Below are 18,043 nucleotides of genomic sequence, written 5' to 3'. Positions count from 1 at the left end.
TTTCTATTTCCACATCTTTTATTATTTATTGGGATAAAGTGTATTTGTTACATTTCGTTTCCCCGATACGACGGCTGAAACAGGCATGCGCCGGCAGCCCGTTGGATAGACGGCAGCAATTCGCTACCGGGAAACGGTTTCAAAGGTAAAGAAATGAAACATACACATACAAGAATTACATCCCAAGTTGTTCTGGCACTTGCCACACTCTCCTCGCTCGCATGGGCTGCCGAGGATGCGCCGGCGTCATCTGATGCTGCCCGCTCGGAAAAGATTGTCGTTACCGGATCGCGAATCGCCCGAATTGATAAAGAAGGGCCAACCAGCGTCACCGTGCTGACAGCCAAAGAAATTGAGCAACAGGGTTACAAAAGCGTATTCGACGCGCTAAATAACCTGACGCAGAACACCGGCTTTGTTCAAGGCGATGACTATGGCAATACATTTACGCCAGCTGCCAATGCGGTGAGTTTACGCGGATTGGGGCCTAACCATACCTTGGTACTGCTCAATGGTCACCGTCTGAGCGACTATCCGATCGCATATCAGGGAACAGTAAATTTCGTAAATCTGTCTGATATTCCGGCAGGGCTGGTTGACCGAGTCGAGGTGCTCAATGGCGGGGCATCTGCGATTTATGGCTCTGATGCGATAGCAGGTGTGATCAATATCATTCTGAAAAAGCGTGTGACCGGATTGGATATTTCGGCACGAACCGGCAGCTTGCAAGACGGTGGTGGCAGGGATACGAAAGTGGCACTCAGCGGTGGCCTAAATGCCGATCATTTGAGTGTCGTGTATGCTTTTGATGTGAATCGACGTGCCATGCTGTGGAGTAAGGATCGGGCATTCATGGCTGATACCACGCTCGATGGTAGCGACCCTTATTCGACCTTGAAGCGCGTAGATTTAAACAAGGGTGTGAACTACGGTCTGGATGCCGTGTGTGGCGCATTTTCCAGGACATTTGATGGCAGTGTGCAAACGATTCAGGACGGTGAAGGTGGGAGCTATTGTGGCACCGGCAAATTACGACCGACCTACTGGACACTGCAAACGCAAAAGCAGGGTGTGAGCGGATTCACGGGCGTGACCTATGAACTCGATCCCGATCATACAGTGTTCGCCGAGCTTCAACTGGGGCGCAACGTCACTGAAAATAATACCAGCACTGTCTCATGGGTATCATCTGCACCTAACAAGCGGTATTTCCTCAATCAGAATACCGGCAAGATTGAACAATGGGCTAAACAGTTTTCCCCGGAAGAAATCGGCGGTGCTGAGCGCTGGAATCGCCGCTGGGCGGATACCAGCTTAAACGTGGCACTGGGGTCGCGTGGCAGGTTGGGGCAGAGCGGCTGGCACTATGACGCGGTCTACGCAGCATCAGGCTACGATAGTCGTGCGCGTACGCCGCGATTTCTGACAGGGTTGGATGAATTTTTCCTCGGCCCCAAACTGGGTACGACCAGCGGCGGCGTTTCAATCTATGCACCCGATCCCAAGCAATTCTATACGCCAGTCACTACGACACAGTTTGATGCGCTGACAGGTCAGAGTGAAGCCAGAAACAAGAGCTGGAACCAGACTGCAAGCCTGTCGGCAACCGGGGAGTTGCTGAATCTGCCTGCCGGGCCACTCACGCTCGCGACAGTGGGAGAACTCGGTCAGCAGGGCTATGTGAATGCCGCTGATCCAAGGTTGGCGCAGGGGGTGTTCTATAACAACAGCAAGTCGAACTATGTGAGTGGCGCACGTACCCGCTATGCGCTGGGTGCGGAGTTCAACATTCCGATCCTGAGTCAGCTGACTGGCACGCTGGCTGGCCGTTATGATCGCTATGCATTTGCCGATACGCGTATCGGGAAATTCACATCGAATGGTGGTCTGGAATACCGGCCAAGCTCATCGCTGCTACTGCGCGCAAATTACGCAACCAGCTTCCGCGCACCGGATATGAATTACACCTTTGCCAGTCAGGTGAATGGTTACTATGCCTCGACTACCGATTATTACCGCTGCGAGCTGGCAGGCCAACCGCTGTCCAAGTGCAAGTTCGCCAATTATTCGCCGGGTGCAAATTATACCCAAACCAAGAACAAGGACTTGCAGCCGGAAAATGGCCAGTCGTGGGGGCTGGGTGTAGTCTGGGCGCCAAATAGCAAATTGGACGTTTCGCTTGATTACTGGAAGATTCAGATCAATGACGAAGTGACGAATCTGGATGCCGGGCAGTTGCTGCATCAGGAGGCGCAATGCCGAAATGGTCAGTTGAGCGCCACATCGACCCAGTGTCAGGATATCTTCAGACGCATTGTGCGTAATCCGGCTGATGCTACGTTCCAGCCTAATGTAATTACCAATATTTTTGTCAATCCGATCAACGCGGCCGATGAAGTCACAAGCGGAATTGATCTGCATGCCAACTATCGCTGGCGCACTGAAGAATTGGGCCGGTTTGCCACCCAGGTACGCTATTCGCGGGTGCTGACGCATACCTATCGTCAGTTTGCCGGTGACGACGCTCAGGATCTGTTGCATGCAGAGGGGGCAACCGACTGGCCGTCGCGTCTGACAACTACGCTGACTTGGTCGAATCAGGCTTGGCGTGCTGCGCTGGCTGGCAATCTGTATGGCCGAATTTCCAATGCTGCTGGCAAGCGCTCATTGCCTGCCACATGGCTGTTTAATGGCAGTGCGGGCTATGAAATCAGCAAGCGTGCGAGTGTATCGGTGACGGTCAATAATCTGTTCAACATCACCAAGCGTGATGACTCGGCGGGTTGGCCCTTCTATCCGGTAGGCAACTTCACCCCGTATGGGCGGCAAATCTCGGTGGGCGGGGAGTACCACTTTAACTAAGCGTAAAAGAGGCGCTACCCAGGTTTGTCGCCCGGCTTGCGCCTTCTTTTCCTGTCTGGCTAAAACTGCCCGGCGGGATGTCCACGAATAGCAGAATATCGTAATATACATAGCAAGCAGTTGCTTGTTTTGTCGAATCATTCTGTAGAGTATTCATGCTGTCATCCCGCCTAATGTCTACGCTGCTTGCGTGCAGCCTGTCTCTGATGTCTCTGGATTCACACGCCCTGATGCTGGGTGAGCGAACGGTTGCCGACGCTGCACAGGTGGCCAACGCCACACTTGCGTTAAATGGCGCAGGCATTCGCAGTAAAGCCTATTTCAAGGTATACCTAGCGGCCTTGTATCTAGATAAGCTGACGAACAGTGTGAGCGACATTCTGGCGGATCAAGGACCACAGCGCCTGCAGATTACCTTTTTGCGGGATGTAGGTGGCGGCTTGCTGAGCCGGTCCATGCAGGAAGGACTGGATGAGAATTGCTCCGAGTCCGAACATGCGCAATTTGCAGCCAGCATCGAATCGTTTGCGGCCATGTTCGGATCGCTTGAGTCGGTACATGAAGGCGATGTCATTAATCTCGACTGGGTTCCCGATACAGGCATGGTGGCAACAGTCAATGGCCGGGCCATCCGAGACCCGCTGCCTGACCGCGAATTTTACAATCTGGTATTGCGTATCTGGCTGGGGGAGCATCCTGCCAGTAACGATCTCAAGCAGCGCCTGTTAGGCGTGCAATTGACCGGATAATTCCCGTCAAGCCGCGTATCCAGTAGCGTGACTGTCTCATAAAAGTGCTAGGCCAGCCGACCAGGGCTGGCCTTTTGCATACTTTTCCGGCGTTGATGCGGCATTCCCAGATGTCATGGCAAGCGAACTGGTATCATGCGGAGCCCGATATATGCGGAGTCCGCATATCGGTTCGCTTCTTTGATATTGATTGAATAAATGATGGGAATACATACCGTGTCACATGCATTGAAACAACCGTCTATTCGTCCCTACTGGGAACGATTTCCTTCGTTTTTTGCTTATCCGCTCTCTGGTGCGGGAATCGTCCCGTTCCTTGGTTTTTCGATTTCCACACTGCTCGTCATGCTGTGTGCAGTTCTGTTTTCTAAACTTGCCCTTATCTTGGTGGTATTGCTGACGCTGGCTTGGTTTAAGCATCTTTTTATGCTGCTTGATCGTACGGCAAAGGGCTTTTCGGGTGATTCATTGATCCATGAGGCTGAACACATCAATCTGTGGATCGGCGTCAAACATGGTTTTGCCCTGATGCTTGCCGGGATTGTTGTCGGGCTGACCGTTGCATTGAGCCCTGTCATGGGTGTGATCGTCGGGCTATTCTGTCTGATCGCCTGGCCCGCAAATGTGATGCGGCTGGCGCTCAGTGGCAGCTTTTGGGATTCCATCAACCCATTTCGCCTGTTTGAAATGATGACCATCATCGGTTTGCCCTATCTGGGTTTATGGGCATGCCTGGCGATGTTGTCCATGGGCAGCATGGCACTGAATGAGTTTCTGATCAGACATATGCACACTGCCATTGCAGCAAGCATGTGTACGACATTTGCCTTCCAGTATTTCTACATGGTGATGTTCCGGCTGATGGGATACGTGGTGTATCAGTTTCATGATGGCCTGGGTCTGCATGTACGTGACATTGAAGGTCAACCCGTGCGAGAGGCCACCGAGCAGGAAATCTCGTTATCCGAGTGCAATACGGCTGTTGCAGCAGGACAGGTAGAGGACGCGCTGCTCATACTTGATAAGGCACTGCGCCGCTATCCGTCAGATCTACCCTTGCTGAATGCCTCGCTACGACTGATGCTGGCCAGTAGTCAGGCGGCTGAGCGTGTAACAGAAATCGCCACGCGGCTTATGAATCTGCATCTGGCTGCACGTAAACATGGCCCGGCGCTGGATGTGATCGAGCAGGTTGCCAAACTATTGCCCGATTTGCGCCCGAAAGCAGGTGAAGATACTCTGGCATTGGCCAAATTAGCGTTTCAAACGCGGCGCATGGCCTTATCTCTGCGCCTCATTCGCGGATTCGACAAGGCGTATCCCAAGCACACTGCGCTGCCTGAGGTGATGCTGCTGGCGGCGCATATTTCAAGTGATCATCAACGGAACGATGCCCATGCACGCAAGTTGCTTGAGCAACTGATCCGCCACTTCCCCAATCACCCGGTGCGGGAAGAGGCTGAGCGCTTTCTGATGGTGCTGGAACGGATTGGCACGCTTTCCATTATGCAGAATCAGGATGCCTGACCTGCCATACGGGCTTCGACCGATTCCGGAAAATGCTTTTTAAGGAGTGTCCAGGCGGCAAGACTGCGTGTCTTGTCGCCGCGTACACGATGTGCCATACCCAGTTTGTATACCAGTGCTGGCAGTAACTGAATATGATCTCCTTCACGGGAAATCAGGCGTGCAAGCAATTGCTCCGCTTCATCCAGTTTACTCGCGGCAATCCATGCCGAGAGCAATCGCACCCATTGTTTGAGGCTGAGTTGAGGTAATTTAAGATTCTGTTGCCTGGCCATTTGCCATGCTTTAGCGGTATCGGCCGCATGCTGATCAACTGATGTAAGCTGCGCCGCCTGGAACAAACGGAATGCAGCCTCCTGAAGCACATTCGGATCTGGCTGCATACAGGCCGCGCGAAAAGCAAGTAAGCCCGGTTCAGGCTGGGAGATATCCTGATCAAACAGCGAAATATAGCTGCGGGCTGCAGCAGCGAACTCCATTTTCCGCATCTGATCATCTGCCAGTTCCCGCTGGAGCGCGTGGGCTTTGGCCCGATCATCCACCTCCAGCGCTTCTGCGGTTTTGCCTTGCTTGTAAAGGCGATACACCGCAATGAACACGGTTCCGCTACAGAGTCCGGCAAAGTGCGCCCAGTAGTTGACATGGCTTTCCGGATCGCCCAGTCGTTGCCATACCTCATGCGCAAGCCACCATGGCAATACCAGAATTGCAGGCGCACGCATCGTACTGAAATACACCACAATCCAGTAAAAGAAACGCACCTTCCGCAGGCCATACAGCATCACAAACATGGCCATCACTCCGGCGATTGCACCCGAGGCACCTAAAGAAATCGATCCTGCAGTGCCGGGCCAAATCAAATCGGGGAGGGTTGCACAGACGCCTGCCAGTACATACAGCAGCAGGAACAGGCCGCCACCAATCAATGCTTCCACCGTGTAGGCCACCATAAACAGGATCACCATATTGCCCACCAGATGATCGATGCTGCCGTGCATAAACATCTGCATGAACACCTGGGCGGTGGTAGGGGCACGTGGATGCAGTGCATACTTCCAGGTGAAATTTTTGGCCCACAGCAAATCAAACTGTTTGCGATTGCGCTGCCAGTCGGCATACAGGTGCTGTTCTGTATGTTGAGCAAGATCTTGCTGCAGTTGCCGTTGGAAATCCTGATTGTCGAGACTCGCGAGTACGGCATGCACCCAGCCTGCATGCTGCGAGCCTTCTGCTAGCGCCTGTTCTACTGCATCCGCTTCAGGTTTTGCACCGGCGCGCTGCAGAAAGGCTTGGTAGCGTGGTAGCTCGATGTCACCGAGTCCTGCTGACTGGTAAAGCTTGATGCCCTCATTCGCCGCACGTTCACCCGGCAACTGAAAGCCAAAGTAAATCAGAACGCATGAAATGATCAGGCAAAGCGTCACCCACGGCGGATTACGCCAGTTTGGGCGATTGGGCAGCGGTATAACAAGCATCGAATCAGTAGAACCTGATAATGAAAAGTGGCAACCCGTTACACTGTCAGGTTCCTGCCGCGTCTGCAACCAGACATTAGCTTGGTGTCCGCTTCATGCAAATACCGAGTTACCATCATCTCGTTTGCTTGGTAGGTACGCAGGCACGACCGCAAGTCGAGGTGCAGATCAAAACAACTTGGAAGTCAATGCCTTACGGTCTGCTGACAAGTGTTCACCCAAATGGGTGCTGGGCTTGTTTCGCCAGCAGCGAGACTTTTTTGCGAAGTGAAGCAATCGTATACAGCAGGCAGGCCATCATTTAACCCAAACGATGAAGAGAGCATGATCACCGTGAAAATATTGTGCGAAGCCATGAATGACAACCCTGCTACGAAGCATGTGGCAAGCAGGGCTGCGCACCTTTCGGGCCACACTGGGCTTGGGCGAATGAGCACTGTGTGTTCATTGATTTGACGCGTGAGCAATGCGCCATCTACTTGGGATGAATCCGGCATGTGCATGTGGCTTGGGGATGGCCAAAGCTATTTAGCTCACCACTATGTCATGACAAGATGACGGCGCAATGAATCGTGATCCGCAGCGGCGTGAAAAGAGATAATGCAGGTAACAAAATAACAAAAAAGCCAACCCCTTCAGGTTGGCTTTTTCATTTGCCGTTCAATAGCTTACGGCCTGATATTCTGGAGCGGGCGATGGGAATCGAAAACGTTGATCGGTCAACTTTTGATCTGATCATGGTTTGTGGATTTAAAAAATATCATTTTAAATCATTATCTTAGATATGATGGCGCTCACCAGGCACATCGACCTCAGCACCAATGTTGCAGAGCATTGCACACCGTAGTACCTAGCTCTGACCAGAATCCGACCAGACAACTCAGTTTGGAATCCGTGGGCTTGCAGAAGGGTGTGAAATGACTTTACTAGGTTGTTGCGAAAAGGTAGAAGGCAAGAAACGTACATCTTTTCCAAGCAGGACGACATCAGATTACCATCAAGTTGCACATTGTGCTGAGGCAAGCTGTCATTCTGTCGGTAGTAATGCGAAAAGTGGTGGCCAAGAAAGTTACGTCACGGTATCATATCAGCGATATCGTGAAGTTGACCCAAAATTTGGCTATGAACAATCGTGTAATTTCCCTTTTCTGCGGTACCGGCGGCATGGACTTTGGTGCACATGCTGCGGGATTCAGAACCGTATTTGCCCTCGATAATTTCAGAGCGGCCACGTCGACATTGTCGAACTATTTTCCTGACGTTGACGTTAGAACTACCGATATTTATTCATTCAATGAGTCAGCTGTTAATCCATATCCAGAAGCAGATATCATCATGGGTGGATATCCATGCCAATCTTTTTCAATGGGGGGTACGCGCAATCCGGAAAAAGATGATAGGTCCAATTTGTTTCTTGGCTTTGCTGAGGCGGTGAACAAGGTTAAGCCGAAAATATTCATTGCAGAAAATGTTTCAGGATTAGCTAAGCTTCAAAATGGTGAATGGTTTAAAAAGCAAATTGATGTCTATGAAAATCAATTGGCGGCAAAATATCACGTACATCATCTGCTTATAAATGCTGCTGACTTTGGCGTCCCTCAGTTTAGGAAGCGTGTATTTATTGTTGGAGTTAGGGCTGATATTTCAGATAGTTTCGAATTCCCAACGCCAACTCATACAAAGCCAAAGCTGGTCAATAAGCTTGGCCTACTGCCATATGCTTCACATGGCGATGCAATTGCTCACCTGCCTGCTAATCCGATCGGTGAATATTACGAAAGGCCGCATGATCCTGATGGGAACTTTGCATGGTACTTCATGTCCAGAAATCGTCGTCATCGATGGGATAGCCCAGCATTTACGGTGGTAGCAAACTTCAGGCACATTACTTTGCATCCCGCGTCCCCAGTAATGGAGCTTGAATGGAGCGATTTGGCGAATGGGTTTAAGCAGAAATGGCGATTTACTGATCATTATGATCACTTGCAATTTAATCCAGATTATCCATGTATTAGCCCTAGAAGACTCTCTTGGAGAGAGGCGGCAGCAATCCAAACATTTCCTCCCGATTTTGAACCAATGGGGACTTTGGAGGAAAAGTTTACGCAGATTGGAAATGCTGTACCACCCCTACTCATGGAGAAAATAATGCAAAAAGTACGTGAATTGATTTAGCGTTCAAACATCCGGTGTATCTTTTGACGTAGGGACTCGACTGCTGGCTTGTAATTTACTAAATTAAAAAGTCCTGTCCCGTGAATTCTGTCACAAATTTTGGGGTAATATTTGAATTGCCCGCCAGAAAGTGCGTACCATTCATATAGTACTTCGCCTGAATTATCAACGCCCACCAAGCGTTTTCCACTAAAATTCCAACTTGCAGGTGGTTGCAATGCGGACGTAAAACTCGAAACCAAGTATGTTCTTTCCCCATTAACCATAGGTGAGTAGAGTAGCGAGATATATACGCTTTCTTCCTCTACAAAGCGCTTATTTGCGCCAGGAATACTATCCAAGTAGGCACGTTGCGTCTGGAGACGTTCTGATGCTTGTCTTTCTAAAATGGTGGCCCCAAATTCTTCGGGGTGCTCCCTATTCCTAAACATTTCTTCAGTAAGTCCCTTTGTACGGCACAGTGCGAGATCTTTTGCTGCCGAATTAGAAAGTTCTAGGTAGGATCGCATAGTACGATTTTCTTCAGAATACGCGTGCAAACCATCCATTTCCTTGGATTTCACCGATGCGCCTCTGATAGAAATGCCACCTCTCTCGTTTGAGAGAACAATAAAATCGTAAAAAGCCTTATTTTCGGTGGTTCTGCCGTCGAGCAATTCGGCAAAGCAGCGTTCTATTTGCCGATAGTCGGCACGAGTGCTTGCATCAGGCTCTCGTAAATTTCCAGTTCCATCTCGAAAACTCCCAAGAAATTTTTGAAGATCCTCTAGTTCGCGTGGTGAAGGGCTGTGCGTGAGAAAAGGGCCAGACATTGTGAAACTCCCATGGCAAATTGAGTTGGCAATGTACTGCCAAAATATTTTGCTGTCAATACAGAAAATAAGTGGCCAAAAAAATGGCCTAAAATTTGGGGCGCTCTATAGCGAAACTCCATGGCCATATGGGTACAACTTGCCAAGCTACATAGGCAGGTTCTATGGAAGGTTCATGCCGTGCCGTGCTAAACTGATTCCAGTAACTCGTCAACAGGAGGGTTACTATGTCCATCCAAAGTCAGGCCACGGCAAGCCACAACATGCCGATTCAAACCTCGTTCAAGTTTTCCAAGGCTGCCTTGGAAGATGTTGCGTGCAATCTGCGGGCGAATCAGGTCAAGCAACTCGAATGCAATGACACTCAAAGCAAGGGGTTGCGTGCAGTCGTCTACCCTAGCGGCAAAGTCGTTTTTTACGCTCGGATAGCTCATCGAGGCTCATCCAAAAAGGAGCGACTGGGTGAGTTAGAGTTTGTTAGTGTCTCGACGGCCAGAGAACGTAATCAGGCCGTAAGGGCATCGGTTGCTGCCGGAAAAACCAAGTTCATGTCCCGAGGTGAAGGTCTTACTCTTTCGGACTTTTTCACCCACCATTACGTCCCTTCGGCATCACTTCGTAAGCGCACGCTACACACTGATCAGAGCCGATTCGCAAACTGGATTGCGCCTGCACTCGGGAAGTCATTCATCAACAGAATTCGCGTGATTGACGTTGAAAGAATGTTATCTACCATGGCGATCACGCCGTCGAAGGAGACCGGAAAGGTGCCTGCACCCGCCACGCTCAATCACATTCTTGAGTTGACCAAGGCAATTTTCAACCATGCTGTCTCATTGGAGTTCATCGAGACCAGTCCAGCAGCCAAAGTGCGTCGGACCAAGGTAGAAAATCGGCCTGATGACTTTATGTCACAAGATGATATGAGGGCATTTCTAGATGCTGCAATGCGTGATGAGGCTGTCACAGCTGCATCCATGCTCATGCTGATGCTACTTACCGGTGCTCGGTTGGGTGAGGCTCGACATCTTAAGTGGGATGATTTGAATCTGGATGCCAATGAATGGCGGATTACGAAGCAAAAGTCAGGTAAGAAGGGGAAAATCTACCTTCCGGATGTTGCTGCCACTATTCTCACAGCTATGCGTTCACGTTCAACAAATGCATATGTATTCAGCGGAACCTCGGAAGATGGGTGCATCGCACGACCGATACGTGTGTTTGACAGAATCTGTAAAGAGGCAGGGCTGGTCAAGTCGGGTAAGCGGCGCTTCCGCATTCATGATTTGCGCCACGCGTTTTGTAGCAGCCTTGCAGGAAATGGAACCCCATTTCATCTGGTATCCGCTGCAGCACGCCACTCAAGCATGGCTATGACCAAGCGTTATGTGCATGAGCATGCCAATGACTTGATCTACGCGGTGAACGAACATTCCATGAATGTTTCCCCTGAAAAAAAGTATGCGTAACACATTGTTCGTGTCGGAAAATTTAGGTATATTCCGGCTCCCTGTTGTTTGGAGCTGGTTGCCGGAGGTTCGGCAGGCTGGTACCCGGATCCGACAGCAAGCGTTATATGTAATCTGCCGAAAGTAAGGAATCAACATGCAGACTACAAGTACCGCGTTTTACGATGACTCATTTTTGACGACTTTGGAAGTGTCGAAGATACTCAGAGTGTCCCCATCGTCGCTGGAAAAGGACAGGCTAAAAGACCAAGGTCGCCAGCTTCCTGATCCGGTGTGGATTGGTCGTAGTGTCAGGTACAGCAAAAAGGTAGTAATGAAGTTCATCGCAGACCGTTCTTGAAGTTAGCAGTACCTCGAAGTTAGCAGTATCGGTTGATAAGTTAAGTAATTAGTTGATTTTGAAGATCGTTGAAAAAATTGAGATGACGAAAGAGCCCGCTTTATGCGGGCTTTTTCATGCCTATCCTAGACTTGCCTCCTTGATCAGTGTGGATACATGGGCGCTGGCTGTTCTCAGCCGGTCAGAGTTAAGGTGCGCATAACGCTGTGTTGTCGTGGTGTTGGCATGACCAAGAAGACCAGCAATTTCATGAAGGCTTGCTACGCCAACCAGATACGATGCATGGGTGTGTCGAAGGTCATGAATCCGCATCCCTGACGGATCAATACCCGCAGCCTGAAGAACCCGCTTCCAGGCGCGAGTCGGATTGCTGGTACGTTCACCATTTATGCCCGGAAAAATGTACGCACCGGCACCCGTGAGCTTACGAGCATTCAGGACATCCAGTGCCGTATCGTTCAGCAAAACATAGCGACTTTTCCCGGACTTGGTATGAGGTAGGTACCAAACCCGCTTATCTAAATCGACATCCTGCCACTTTGCACCTAAGGCCTCTTCACGCCGTGATCCCGTTGCCAGCAAGAATAAGAATGCATCTGCAGCAGAGCGGTTTTTCTCGTTTTTGAGTGCAGTAAGAAATCGTCTCAGTTCATCATCAGAAAGAAAACGTTCACGACGGTTGTTTTCTCTGTGTAGACGGATGCCTTTCGCTGGATTGTGATCAACAAGCCCCCACAGATTTGCTAAGTTATACCCCCTTTGGATCAATTCGAAGATGCGGTTGGCTGTACTGGGGCAGAGCTCGAGTTTTTTCCTGTTATGAAATTGCTGAAGCTCAAGTGAAGTGATATCGCAAAGGTTCCGTTCCCCGAATGCTGGTAGTACATGGCAGCGGATTCGGCTTTCATCGGCTTTGGCGCTGCGTTTTGTGGCTTCAAAATGAGGCCAGAGGTGCTCCGCGAAAAACTGCCGGAAGGTGAGACTGTGCATTTGCCTCCCCTGCATTCCCTGTGGGTCCACCCCTTTGGCTAGCAGTGCGCGGAGCTCAAATGCTTTTGTTCTCGCGTCTGCAATGTCAATATCAGGGTACTTGCCGATCTTCATGGACCGCTTTTTGCCATCGTGGGTATAGCGGAATAAGAATGACTTCCGACCGATCCTATTTACAAGAAGCCTCAAGCCGGTCACTTCGGCATCACTATATTCAATCTCCTTTGATTTGTTTTCCGCAGGACATGCGGGAAGGGCGTCTACTAGTTTTTTCGAAAATCGGAACTGACGGGTATGCATATGAATCAGTCTCGGATGCGAAGATGGGATGTGCCTAGGAGATCAAATCCTTTGCACGCTCTATAAAGTTTGACTGTTATTTGTCGGGAAGCCTCGTCAGCGATGACATTGGCAGGGCCGATTATGTTTGGCATGCTGATTTCTGGTGGCATCCGGTCCCTATCTGGTCTGGATCGCAAAATTGGGCCCAAAAACTGTTGAACACAGAATGGGCCCAAATATACGTATCAATCAAAATTTCGGGTTTTACGCCGGATAAACACTCGTGTATCAGCCCAAGCAAGAAGCTCTGCCTCTGATCGCGAAAGTCCGGCATCATGTTCACGGATGGCCGCTCGCTCTTCGAAGAACTCACGAACATCAGCCTCCTGATTTTCCAGCCAAGTCTTCAGTACGGCGTTGTCGGGTGTACTCATCAATACTCACCCGGCAGCAGGATAGTGGTCTGATGCCTGTCCGCTTCAGTGATAACCCAGACCGTATCGCTCTTTCCAAGAATGAATGACGACAATATCCGCTGATTGCTATATATAGCCAGATCATTGGCAGTTTGATCATCAGGGTCGACGTTGCCCCAATCTCCGGACAAGTGGCGCGCAAGTAAACTGGCAATCGTGATGCGATGACTTTTGACGATTTTCATTGCAGTTGGCGTAGCTACTATGTTTCCTGGAAGAAACAGTGCACGTAAGTGCATACATTTGCTCCTGATAGGTGTGACAATGCCTGCAAACTGAATTGCATGCGCACAATCAAATGACAGGGTTAGGCGAGGATTTCGGTTTGACAGGCAGCGAGAAGACGAGCGTCTATGCCTGTTTTTTTGGGGATAAGGACGAGATAGAAGTCACCTGCATCGCACGTGATTACCGATAGCTCGAAGAAGGTATCTTTATCTTCAAGCCATTCGTAGCAGACATCAAAATGTAAGCCGTCGATCTCAGAGATGAAGGGAGGGCAGGGAGGGCAAATTGCACCATCACCATGCTCAAAGACATAGATTTTCCCGAATTCCCGCCAGTCGAACGGGGCCCATGTTGTATCCCATTCACCAATGTATGTCTGGATGCATGAAACCATGCGGTCATCTGTTAAGCATCCCAGCTGCGAGGTATCAGTGATTTCAATCATGGCTGTTTGTTCCGTTTGGAGTGATGACTGATTGGCTTGCTGATCGCTTCTTTGCTTGTGGAGAGTGCTTTTGATTTCACCTTTGGTTCCAGTATGATTGTGGTACCATTTCCGGATAATTGCGAAGATAGCCATTGACTGACGTTTTCGGTTAGGAAAAGTAACGGACCACCATTAGGGTCAGGCTTGATAACTCCTTCGTTAATCAGGATTGCAGCGAGAAAATAAGCATTATTTGTACTGCGTCCGGAAGTAATTGAATTTAGTAATTTCGCGCTAAACCCCTTTTCCTGATTCTGTGTCGATATCAGGCTGGAAATCGATTGACAGCTCATTGGATGATCATTGAAATAGCCCCTTCCTTCATTGCCCGTAATTCGAATCCATAGATTAGATCTATCCGGTTCAATTAATAGCTGGTAGCTAAGCATTCCTTTGGATTTGGAGCGTAGCTTTTTTGCTTGTGCTTCTTTTATTAATAGAAATTCATTGCTATGCAACGGACGATTCATAATGCCCCCATTTGATTAAGATATCCTGACGTGCAATTCGAAATCGATCTCAATTTCGGATGGCAGGTATTCTTTGAAATTTTCAAATGGAAGGTAGAGCGATTCGAGAGGGTCGGTGTTGTTCATTGGACAATGCCTTGCTGTTAAAGACATGTCCTTATATATGCACGTTTCTTATGTGAATACGTCGCGGTATTTCTGACACGTAATTCGTCCCGTGAAATAAAAAAGGGAACCAGATTGGTTCCCTTTTTTAATCTGATTCGGTTAAAACGTCCGAAATTTATCAAATAGATATGAGAAGTTCTTGTGGGGGGGCTTTCCTAGTCTTCTAATAACTTATATGTAAAACGATCTTTGTATTTTCTTTTAAGTCTAATTATATATTGGCTGTCACTGTCAGAATGAGTGGGCTTGACCCCAAACTTTTTTGCATGCTTACCAAAAACACTGCTGGTTGTAACGCGAATGCCATTATCATGGCAGTAATTACGATATAGGTCGTAAATGTGAGCCTTTTCAATTACGATCGGTTCACTATCGTCGGTGTATTCTTTCAGAAAGGTCGCAATTGGATCGTTAAAGAGCAGAAATTTTTCAATGGCCTGATTACTTGATGGTACATCAGTGTAGTCTCCATTTTCCACAAGTCGTCCTAGCCCTTCAAGCGCCCATCTGAAGATGGCAGCTTGTTCTGCTAGCAGTTTTTCCAACAGGTTGACGTCTCGCTTATCCTTCTGAACAGTGACGTTGAACTCAACAATCTTGATTCGGCGGATAAAGCCATCACTCAGATCGGTGAGTGGTGGGAGGTCGTTCATGCATGCCAAGAACTTTGCTGTGTTATCAAGACTATAAGCTCGCTCATTCTTATTTTCGACTTGAACGCTATCGCCAGTGATAAGTGCCTTCAAAGTGCTTTCATTTAGCTTCTTGCGTGGGTTAACTTCCGAGCTTACATTCAGTAGTTTCCCATCTATTTGTGCTGTATTGAACGGCCTTGATCCACCAAAGTCGTGTAGTTCAATGCTGGAGCAATTATGTCGTCCGATGACCGCCTTAATTACGTCTGTCAGTACCGATTTTCCATTTGATCCATTACCAATGAACCAGATCATTTTGCCCAAGCGCTTGGCGTCGCGCTTGAGGCATGCGCCCATGAATTCTTGGATCAACATGATTTTTTGACATTTATCATCATCGGTGCTAAAGATGTTGTTAAGAAATTCAAGAAATCTGTGCGGTTGGCTATTTTCATCCACAATCCCTGCTTCTGAATAGTCAAGATAGGTTCTTGTAAAGTACTTGCTAGATAGCGGTACAGTTTCCATCTTTTCAAGATCCAGAAAACAGTCTTTCAGGCATATAAGATGGTCTGGAAGGTATTGGGGGTGTGTAAACTTTGAAAGTTTGATAAGTTCAATGTGCTTTGAAATATCATTTGTTTTGCTGCTGAGTATAGTTTTATCTGTATTGAATATCATACTCCTAAGCTCTGCTTCATTTACTTCACTCCAAATAGGAGATTTGTACTGAAAGAACTTGCCAGAGCTTAAATAAATTGTGTTGTTAATAATACTGTCAATGTCGATAGTCATTTCAAAACTTTCTTCAATGGATTATGAAGCGTTGATGCAAATGACCCTGATGCTCCTTATGCATTCATGCGCGTACAGTTCGTACGTTCACAGGGTTAAACCAGATGAGCAGTACGAGCGCCTATACCAGATGCAATCAGGGCATCAATGACCCGCTTGCATTTACGCGATGCTGAAGCTGTTTGTCCGCTTTTTTAATGATCATGTGGACTAAACAAGCTCCAGTTAGGGTATTGTACATGCTGCTAAATTTGATGTGAAGTGTTTGATTTAAAAGAAAATTTTTGGGAGGTTAATTTGCGGCAGCATCCAAGGAGGTATGGCTCAATGCGCCCCAATGCAAGATAGATATTTAATATTTATATTCATGGTGTAAATCTTGCGTGAAATTTGGGATAGCAGGGAGGGCAAATCGTGTGTTTTGGATGAGGGGGGTGATAGTGCGGGTGCGTGACGTATTTGGGAGGGCATTGGTAGTTTCTATCAATCTCTCTCTGATTGGTGGTGGTCGTGGCACATTCAACAATAGGCGTATGTTTCGGTCAATTTCGCATGCTGGGTAGATTTTTTCGACAATACGCGATCAGATACCAAGTGTTGCATGACAGCGCGGACGATTCTGGTTGCCTTGCCCGCCCTTTTTCGAAAGGGCAGATCGGGTACGCAGCCATCAGGAGCAATACTCGTCTTCATGATCTGCGCTTGCGCTCCATATGCCCTATAAGATACGATCCTATGCGGCTTATGGGAGCCTGCCCCTTCCGCCCACTTGGGCATGGTGAATCCCTGTTTTATTTGTTATTTCGCTGCTTTGCTCCACAATTGAGCACTGAACGGAAACGGGAGGCCTGTTCTATCGCGTGCTTTGCGAGGAGTAAGTCATGCCCCATCTCACCTCATTCGAGGCGAAACAAGTTGCAGCCTATCTGAAAGCTTCGTCAGCTTTAATCACTGATGCTTCTACACATCTGAAACTTGGTCAGTGGCTGGAGGTTATATCGCGCTCTTGCGGATTTCGTGACTGGAATGCAATGTCTGCAGTCGTTCCTAAGCAACCCGACAACGACGATTTTGATACATTTTTCGGCGTAGCCAGAGTTTTTGTTCACGGACGAAGTGAAGCAGATCACTTTATATGGTTTCGCGACCAACAGTCCAGTCCAATTGAAGTTGCAAACAAGCTAGCGGATTTGGTAAGCATCAAATTAGGGCATTCAGCTAGGGGCAGTCACTTTTCTTACTCTCAGCCTGATGTAAATTACCTTACTGACTACACCTCCGCGCTGCGTGCGTGGCCAGCCACTTCCAAAGATAGAGCCGCACCGATTGTGGCGGTATCCTCTAATCAGCAAATCAAAATTTTGCTTTGGTGGCTGTGTGACAATGCTTGGGCTAGACAATATACGACCAGTGAAGGATATAGTGTTATCAGGTCCTTCTTTTTTTCGCATGATGGAGCCCCATTTACCTCAAAATCTGAATTTGTCAATGATGTCGAATCATTAACTAACAGGTTTCTCGCGACTTTAACTGGAATACATCCGCATGCGCGGACGTGCTTATATATTCCTGAATTCCCAAATGGAGTAAATGATTCATTTATCCCGGTAATAGTTCGAGAGGGACATCCACTCGGAACTACCTCTGAATTGAACTATGGCACTAATAGGCTGGAAGCATGTCGACGCGCAATCGTGCAAAATCTAGAGAATGGTATCAGTGAGGCAGATATGTGGGCAATTTCGTCCAGATATCGAGAGTCAGGCGATGACCCAGTTTCGGATTACTCTGGAATCTATGAGTAAGATCATGCTTCTCAAGATTGATACGACATTACCGAGGAAGAAGTGACATCTTATCATTGTCAGTGCTCTTCATGCTGCTGCGCGCTTTACGCCGATCGTCTTCCTGTTGGTGAGGGCTACCAATTCATCATGATTGGCGCACTCTGCTCATCTTGCCAAACCGAGCAGGATCGGGCAACTAAGGGCAATTTCTACTACGATGAAGAGTAGGAAGGTATGAATTCGAACCGTTTGCACGGCGGCATTAGTATTGAGATGTATATATGATGGATCGATCCCTGTTCCCGTTAACGCGAAG

At 48.5% G+C, this 18,043-nt stretch carries 15 protein-coding genes; 7 read left to right on the top strand and 8 right to left on the bottom strand.

The window, feature by feature from the left end; translation table 11 throughout:
* Positions 1–153: 153 nt before the first annotated feature.
* The 3 genes from KSF73_01400 to KSF73_01390 all read left to right on the top strand — a co-directional run bounded on the left by KSF73_01400 (position 154) and on the right by KSF73_01390 (position 5,138).
* Positions 154–2,862, top strand: a complete 2,709-nt coding sequence (locus KSF73_01400; protein MBV1774362.1) for a TonB-dependent receptor — start codon at positions 154–156, stop codon at positions 2,860–2,862.
* A gap of 173 nt (positions 2,863–3,035) precedes the next feature.
* The gene (locus KSF73_01395) at positions 3,036–3,611 is read left to right on the top strand and encodes a chalcone isomerase family protein (protein ID MBV1774361.1); all 576 of its coding nucleotides are present in this window, start codon (positions 3,036–3,038) and stop codon (positions 3,609–3,611) included.
* Between the two features lie 216 nt (positions 3,612–3,827).
* On the top strand, positions 3,828–5,138 hold the full coding sequence (locus KSF73_01390) for a hypothetical protein (protein ID MBV1774360.1): 1,311 nt from the start codon (positions 3,828–3,830) through the stop codon (positions 5,136–5,138).
* Here KSF73_01390 and KSF73_01385 read toward each other — a convergent pair.
* The gene (locus KSF73_01385) at positions 5,126–6,613 is read right to left on the bottom strand and encodes a rhomboid family intramembrane serine protease (GenBank protein ID MBV1774359.1); all 1,488 of its coding nucleotides are present in this window, start codon (positions 6,611–6,613) and stop codon (positions 5,126–5,128) included. The genes KSF73_01390 and KSF73_01385 overlap by 13 nt on opposite strands.
* A 572-nt stretch (positions 6,614–7,185) precedes the next feature.
* On the opposite strand from KSF73_01385, the gene KSF73_01380 reads away from it, so the two are divergent.
* Together KSF73_01380 and KSF73_01375 are read left to right on the top strand one after the other, a co-directional pair.
* Positions 7,186–7,395, top strand: a complete 210-nt coding sequence (locus tag KSF73_01380) for a hypothetical protein (GenBank protein ID MBV1774358.1) — start codon at positions 7,186–7,188, stop codon at positions 7,393–7,395.
* A 316-nt stretch (positions 7,396–7,711) separates the two neighbouring features.
* Positions 7,712–8,788 (top strand): DNA cytosine methyltransferase, encoded by a 1,077-nt coding sequence (locus KSF73_01375; GenBank protein ID MBV1774357.1) that lies wholly within the window; start codon positions 7,712–7,714, stop codon positions 8,786–8,788.
* On the opposite strand, the gene KSF73_01370 is transcribed toward KSF73_01375, so the two are convergent.
* The gene (locus KSF73_01370; protein ID MBV1774356.1) at positions 8,785–9,600 is read right to left on the bottom strand and encodes a hypothetical protein; all 816 of its coding nucleotides are present in this window, start codon (positions 9,598–9,600) and stop codon (positions 8,785–8,787) included. The two genes, KSF73_01375 and KSF73_01370, sit on opposite strands and share 4 nt — an antisense overlap.
* 227 nt (positions 9,601–9,827) lie before the next feature.
* Here KSF73_01370 and KSF73_01365 point away from each other — a divergent pair, with 227 nt between their 5' ends.
* On the top strand, positions 9,828–11,069 hold the full coding sequence (locus tag KSF73_01365) for a tyrosine-type recombinase/integrase (protein MBV1774355.1): 1,242 nt from the start codon (positions 9,828–9,830) through the stop codon (positions 11,067–11,069).
* A gap of 460 nt (positions 11,070–11,529) precedes the next feature.
* Here the strand turns inward: KSF73_01365 and KSF73_01360 are convergent, their stop codons facing one another.
* The 6 genes from KSF73_01360 to KSF73_01335 form a co-directional block, all read right to left on the bottom strand.
* Positions 11,530–12,699, bottom strand: a complete 1,170-nt coding sequence (locus tag KSF73_01360) for a tyrosine-type recombinase/integrase (GenBank protein MBV1774354.1) — start codon at positions 12,697–12,699, stop codon at positions 11,530–11,532.
* A gap of 227 nt (positions 12,700–12,926) precedes the next feature.
* A complete protein-coding gene (locus KSF73_01355) occupies positions 12,927–13,115 on the bottom strand; it encodes a hypothetical protein (protein MBV1774353.1) in 189 nt (62 codons plus the stop codon).
* Positions 13,115–13,396 carry a hypothetical protein gene (locus KSF73_01350; GenBank protein MBV1774352.1) on the bottom strand — a complete coding sequence of 94 codons (282 nt, stop codon included), beginning with the start codon at positions 13,394–13,396 and terminating at the stop codon, positions 13,115–13,117. The genes KSF73_01355 and KSF73_01350 overlap by 1 nt, the downstream gene beginning before the upstream one ends.
* A gap of 68 nt (positions 13,397–13,464) precedes the next feature.
* Positions 13,465–13,830 carry a hypothetical protein gene (locus KSF73_01345; GenBank protein ID MBV1774351.1) on the bottom strand — a complete coding sequence of 122 codons (366 nt, stop codon included), beginning with the start codon at positions 13,828–13,830 and terminating at the stop codon, positions 13,465–13,467.
* A complete protein-coding gene (locus KSF73_01340) occupies positions 13,827–14,342 on the bottom strand; it encodes a hypothetical protein (protein ID MBV1774350.1) in 516 nt (171 codons plus the stop codon). The genes KSF73_01345 and KSF73_01340 overlap by 4 nt, the downstream gene beginning before the upstream one ends.
* 323 nt (positions 14,343–14,665) lie before the next feature.
* Positions 14,666–15,940 carry a hypothetical protein gene (locus tag KSF73_01335; protein ID MBV1774349.1) on the bottom strand — a complete coding sequence of 425 codons (1,275 nt, stop codon included), beginning with the start codon at positions 15,938–15,940 and terminating at the stop codon, positions 14,666–14,668.
* Positions 15,941–16,821: 881 nt separating this feature from the next.
* Between KSF73_01335 and KSF73_01330 the strand changes: the two genes are divergently transcribed.
* Positions 16,822–17,745, top strand: a complete 924-nt coding sequence (locus KSF73_01330; protein MBV1774348.1) for a hypothetical protein — start codon at positions 16,822–16,824, stop codon at positions 17,743–17,745.
* The last annotated feature ends 298 nt before the right edge of the window (positions 17,746–18,043 follow it).

The organism is Burkholderiaceae bacterium DAT-1, assembly GCA_019084025.1.
Classification (GTDB): Bacteria; Pseudomonadota; Gammaproteobacteria; order Burkholderiales; family Chitinimonadaceae; genus DAT-1.
The sequence above is the reverse complement of the archived record's forward strand: the minus strand, read 5'-3'. Positions and strand labels throughout refer to the sequence as shown.

Coding starts and splice junctions, on each gene's coding strand:
- KSF73_01400 (MBV1774362.1), top strand. CDS start 154: ATGAAACATACACATACAAGAATTACATCCCAAGTTGTTCTGGCACTT.
- KSF73_01395 (MBV1774361.1), top strand. CDS start 3,036: ATGTCTACGCTGCTTGCGTGCAGCCTGTCTCTGATGTCTCTGGATTCA.
- KSF73_01385 (MBV1774359.1), bottom strand. CDS start 6,613: ATGCTTGTTATACCGCTGCCCAATCGCCCAAACTGGCGTAATCCGCCG.
- KSF73_01370 (MBV1774356.1), bottom strand. CDS start 9,600: ATGTCTGGCCCTTTTCTCACGCACAGCCCTTCACCACGCGAACTAGAG.
- KSF73_01365 (MBV1774355.1), top strand. CDS start 9,828: ATGTCCATCCAAAGTCAGGCCACGGCAAGCCACAACATGCCGATTCAA.
- KSF73_01360 (MBV1774354.1), bottom strand. CDS start 12,699: ATGCATACCCGTCAGTTCCGATTTTCGAAAAAACTAGTAGACGCCCTT.
- KSF73_01355 (MBV1774353.1), bottom strand. CDS start 13,115: ATGAGTACACCCGACAACGCCGTACTGAAGACTTGGCTGGAAAATCAG.
- KSF73_01350 (MBV1774352.1), bottom strand. CDS start 13,396: ATGCACTTACGTGCACTGTTTCTTCCAGGAAACATAGTAGCTACGCCA.
- KSF73_01345 (MBV1774351.1), bottom strand. CDS start 13,830: ATGATTGAAATCACTGATACCTCGCAGCTGGGATGCTTAACAGATGAC.
- KSF73_01340 (MBV1774350.1), bottom strand. CDS start 14,342: ATGAATCGTCCGTTGCATAGCAATGAATTTCTATTAATAAAAGAAGCA.
- KSF73_01335 (MBV1774349.1), bottom strand. CDS start 15,940: ATGACTATCGACATTGACAGTATTATTAACAACACAATTTATTTAAGC.
- KSF73_01330 (MBV1774348.1), top strand. CDS start 16,822: ATGCCCCATCTCACCTCATTCGAGGCGAAACAAGTTGCAGCCTATCTG.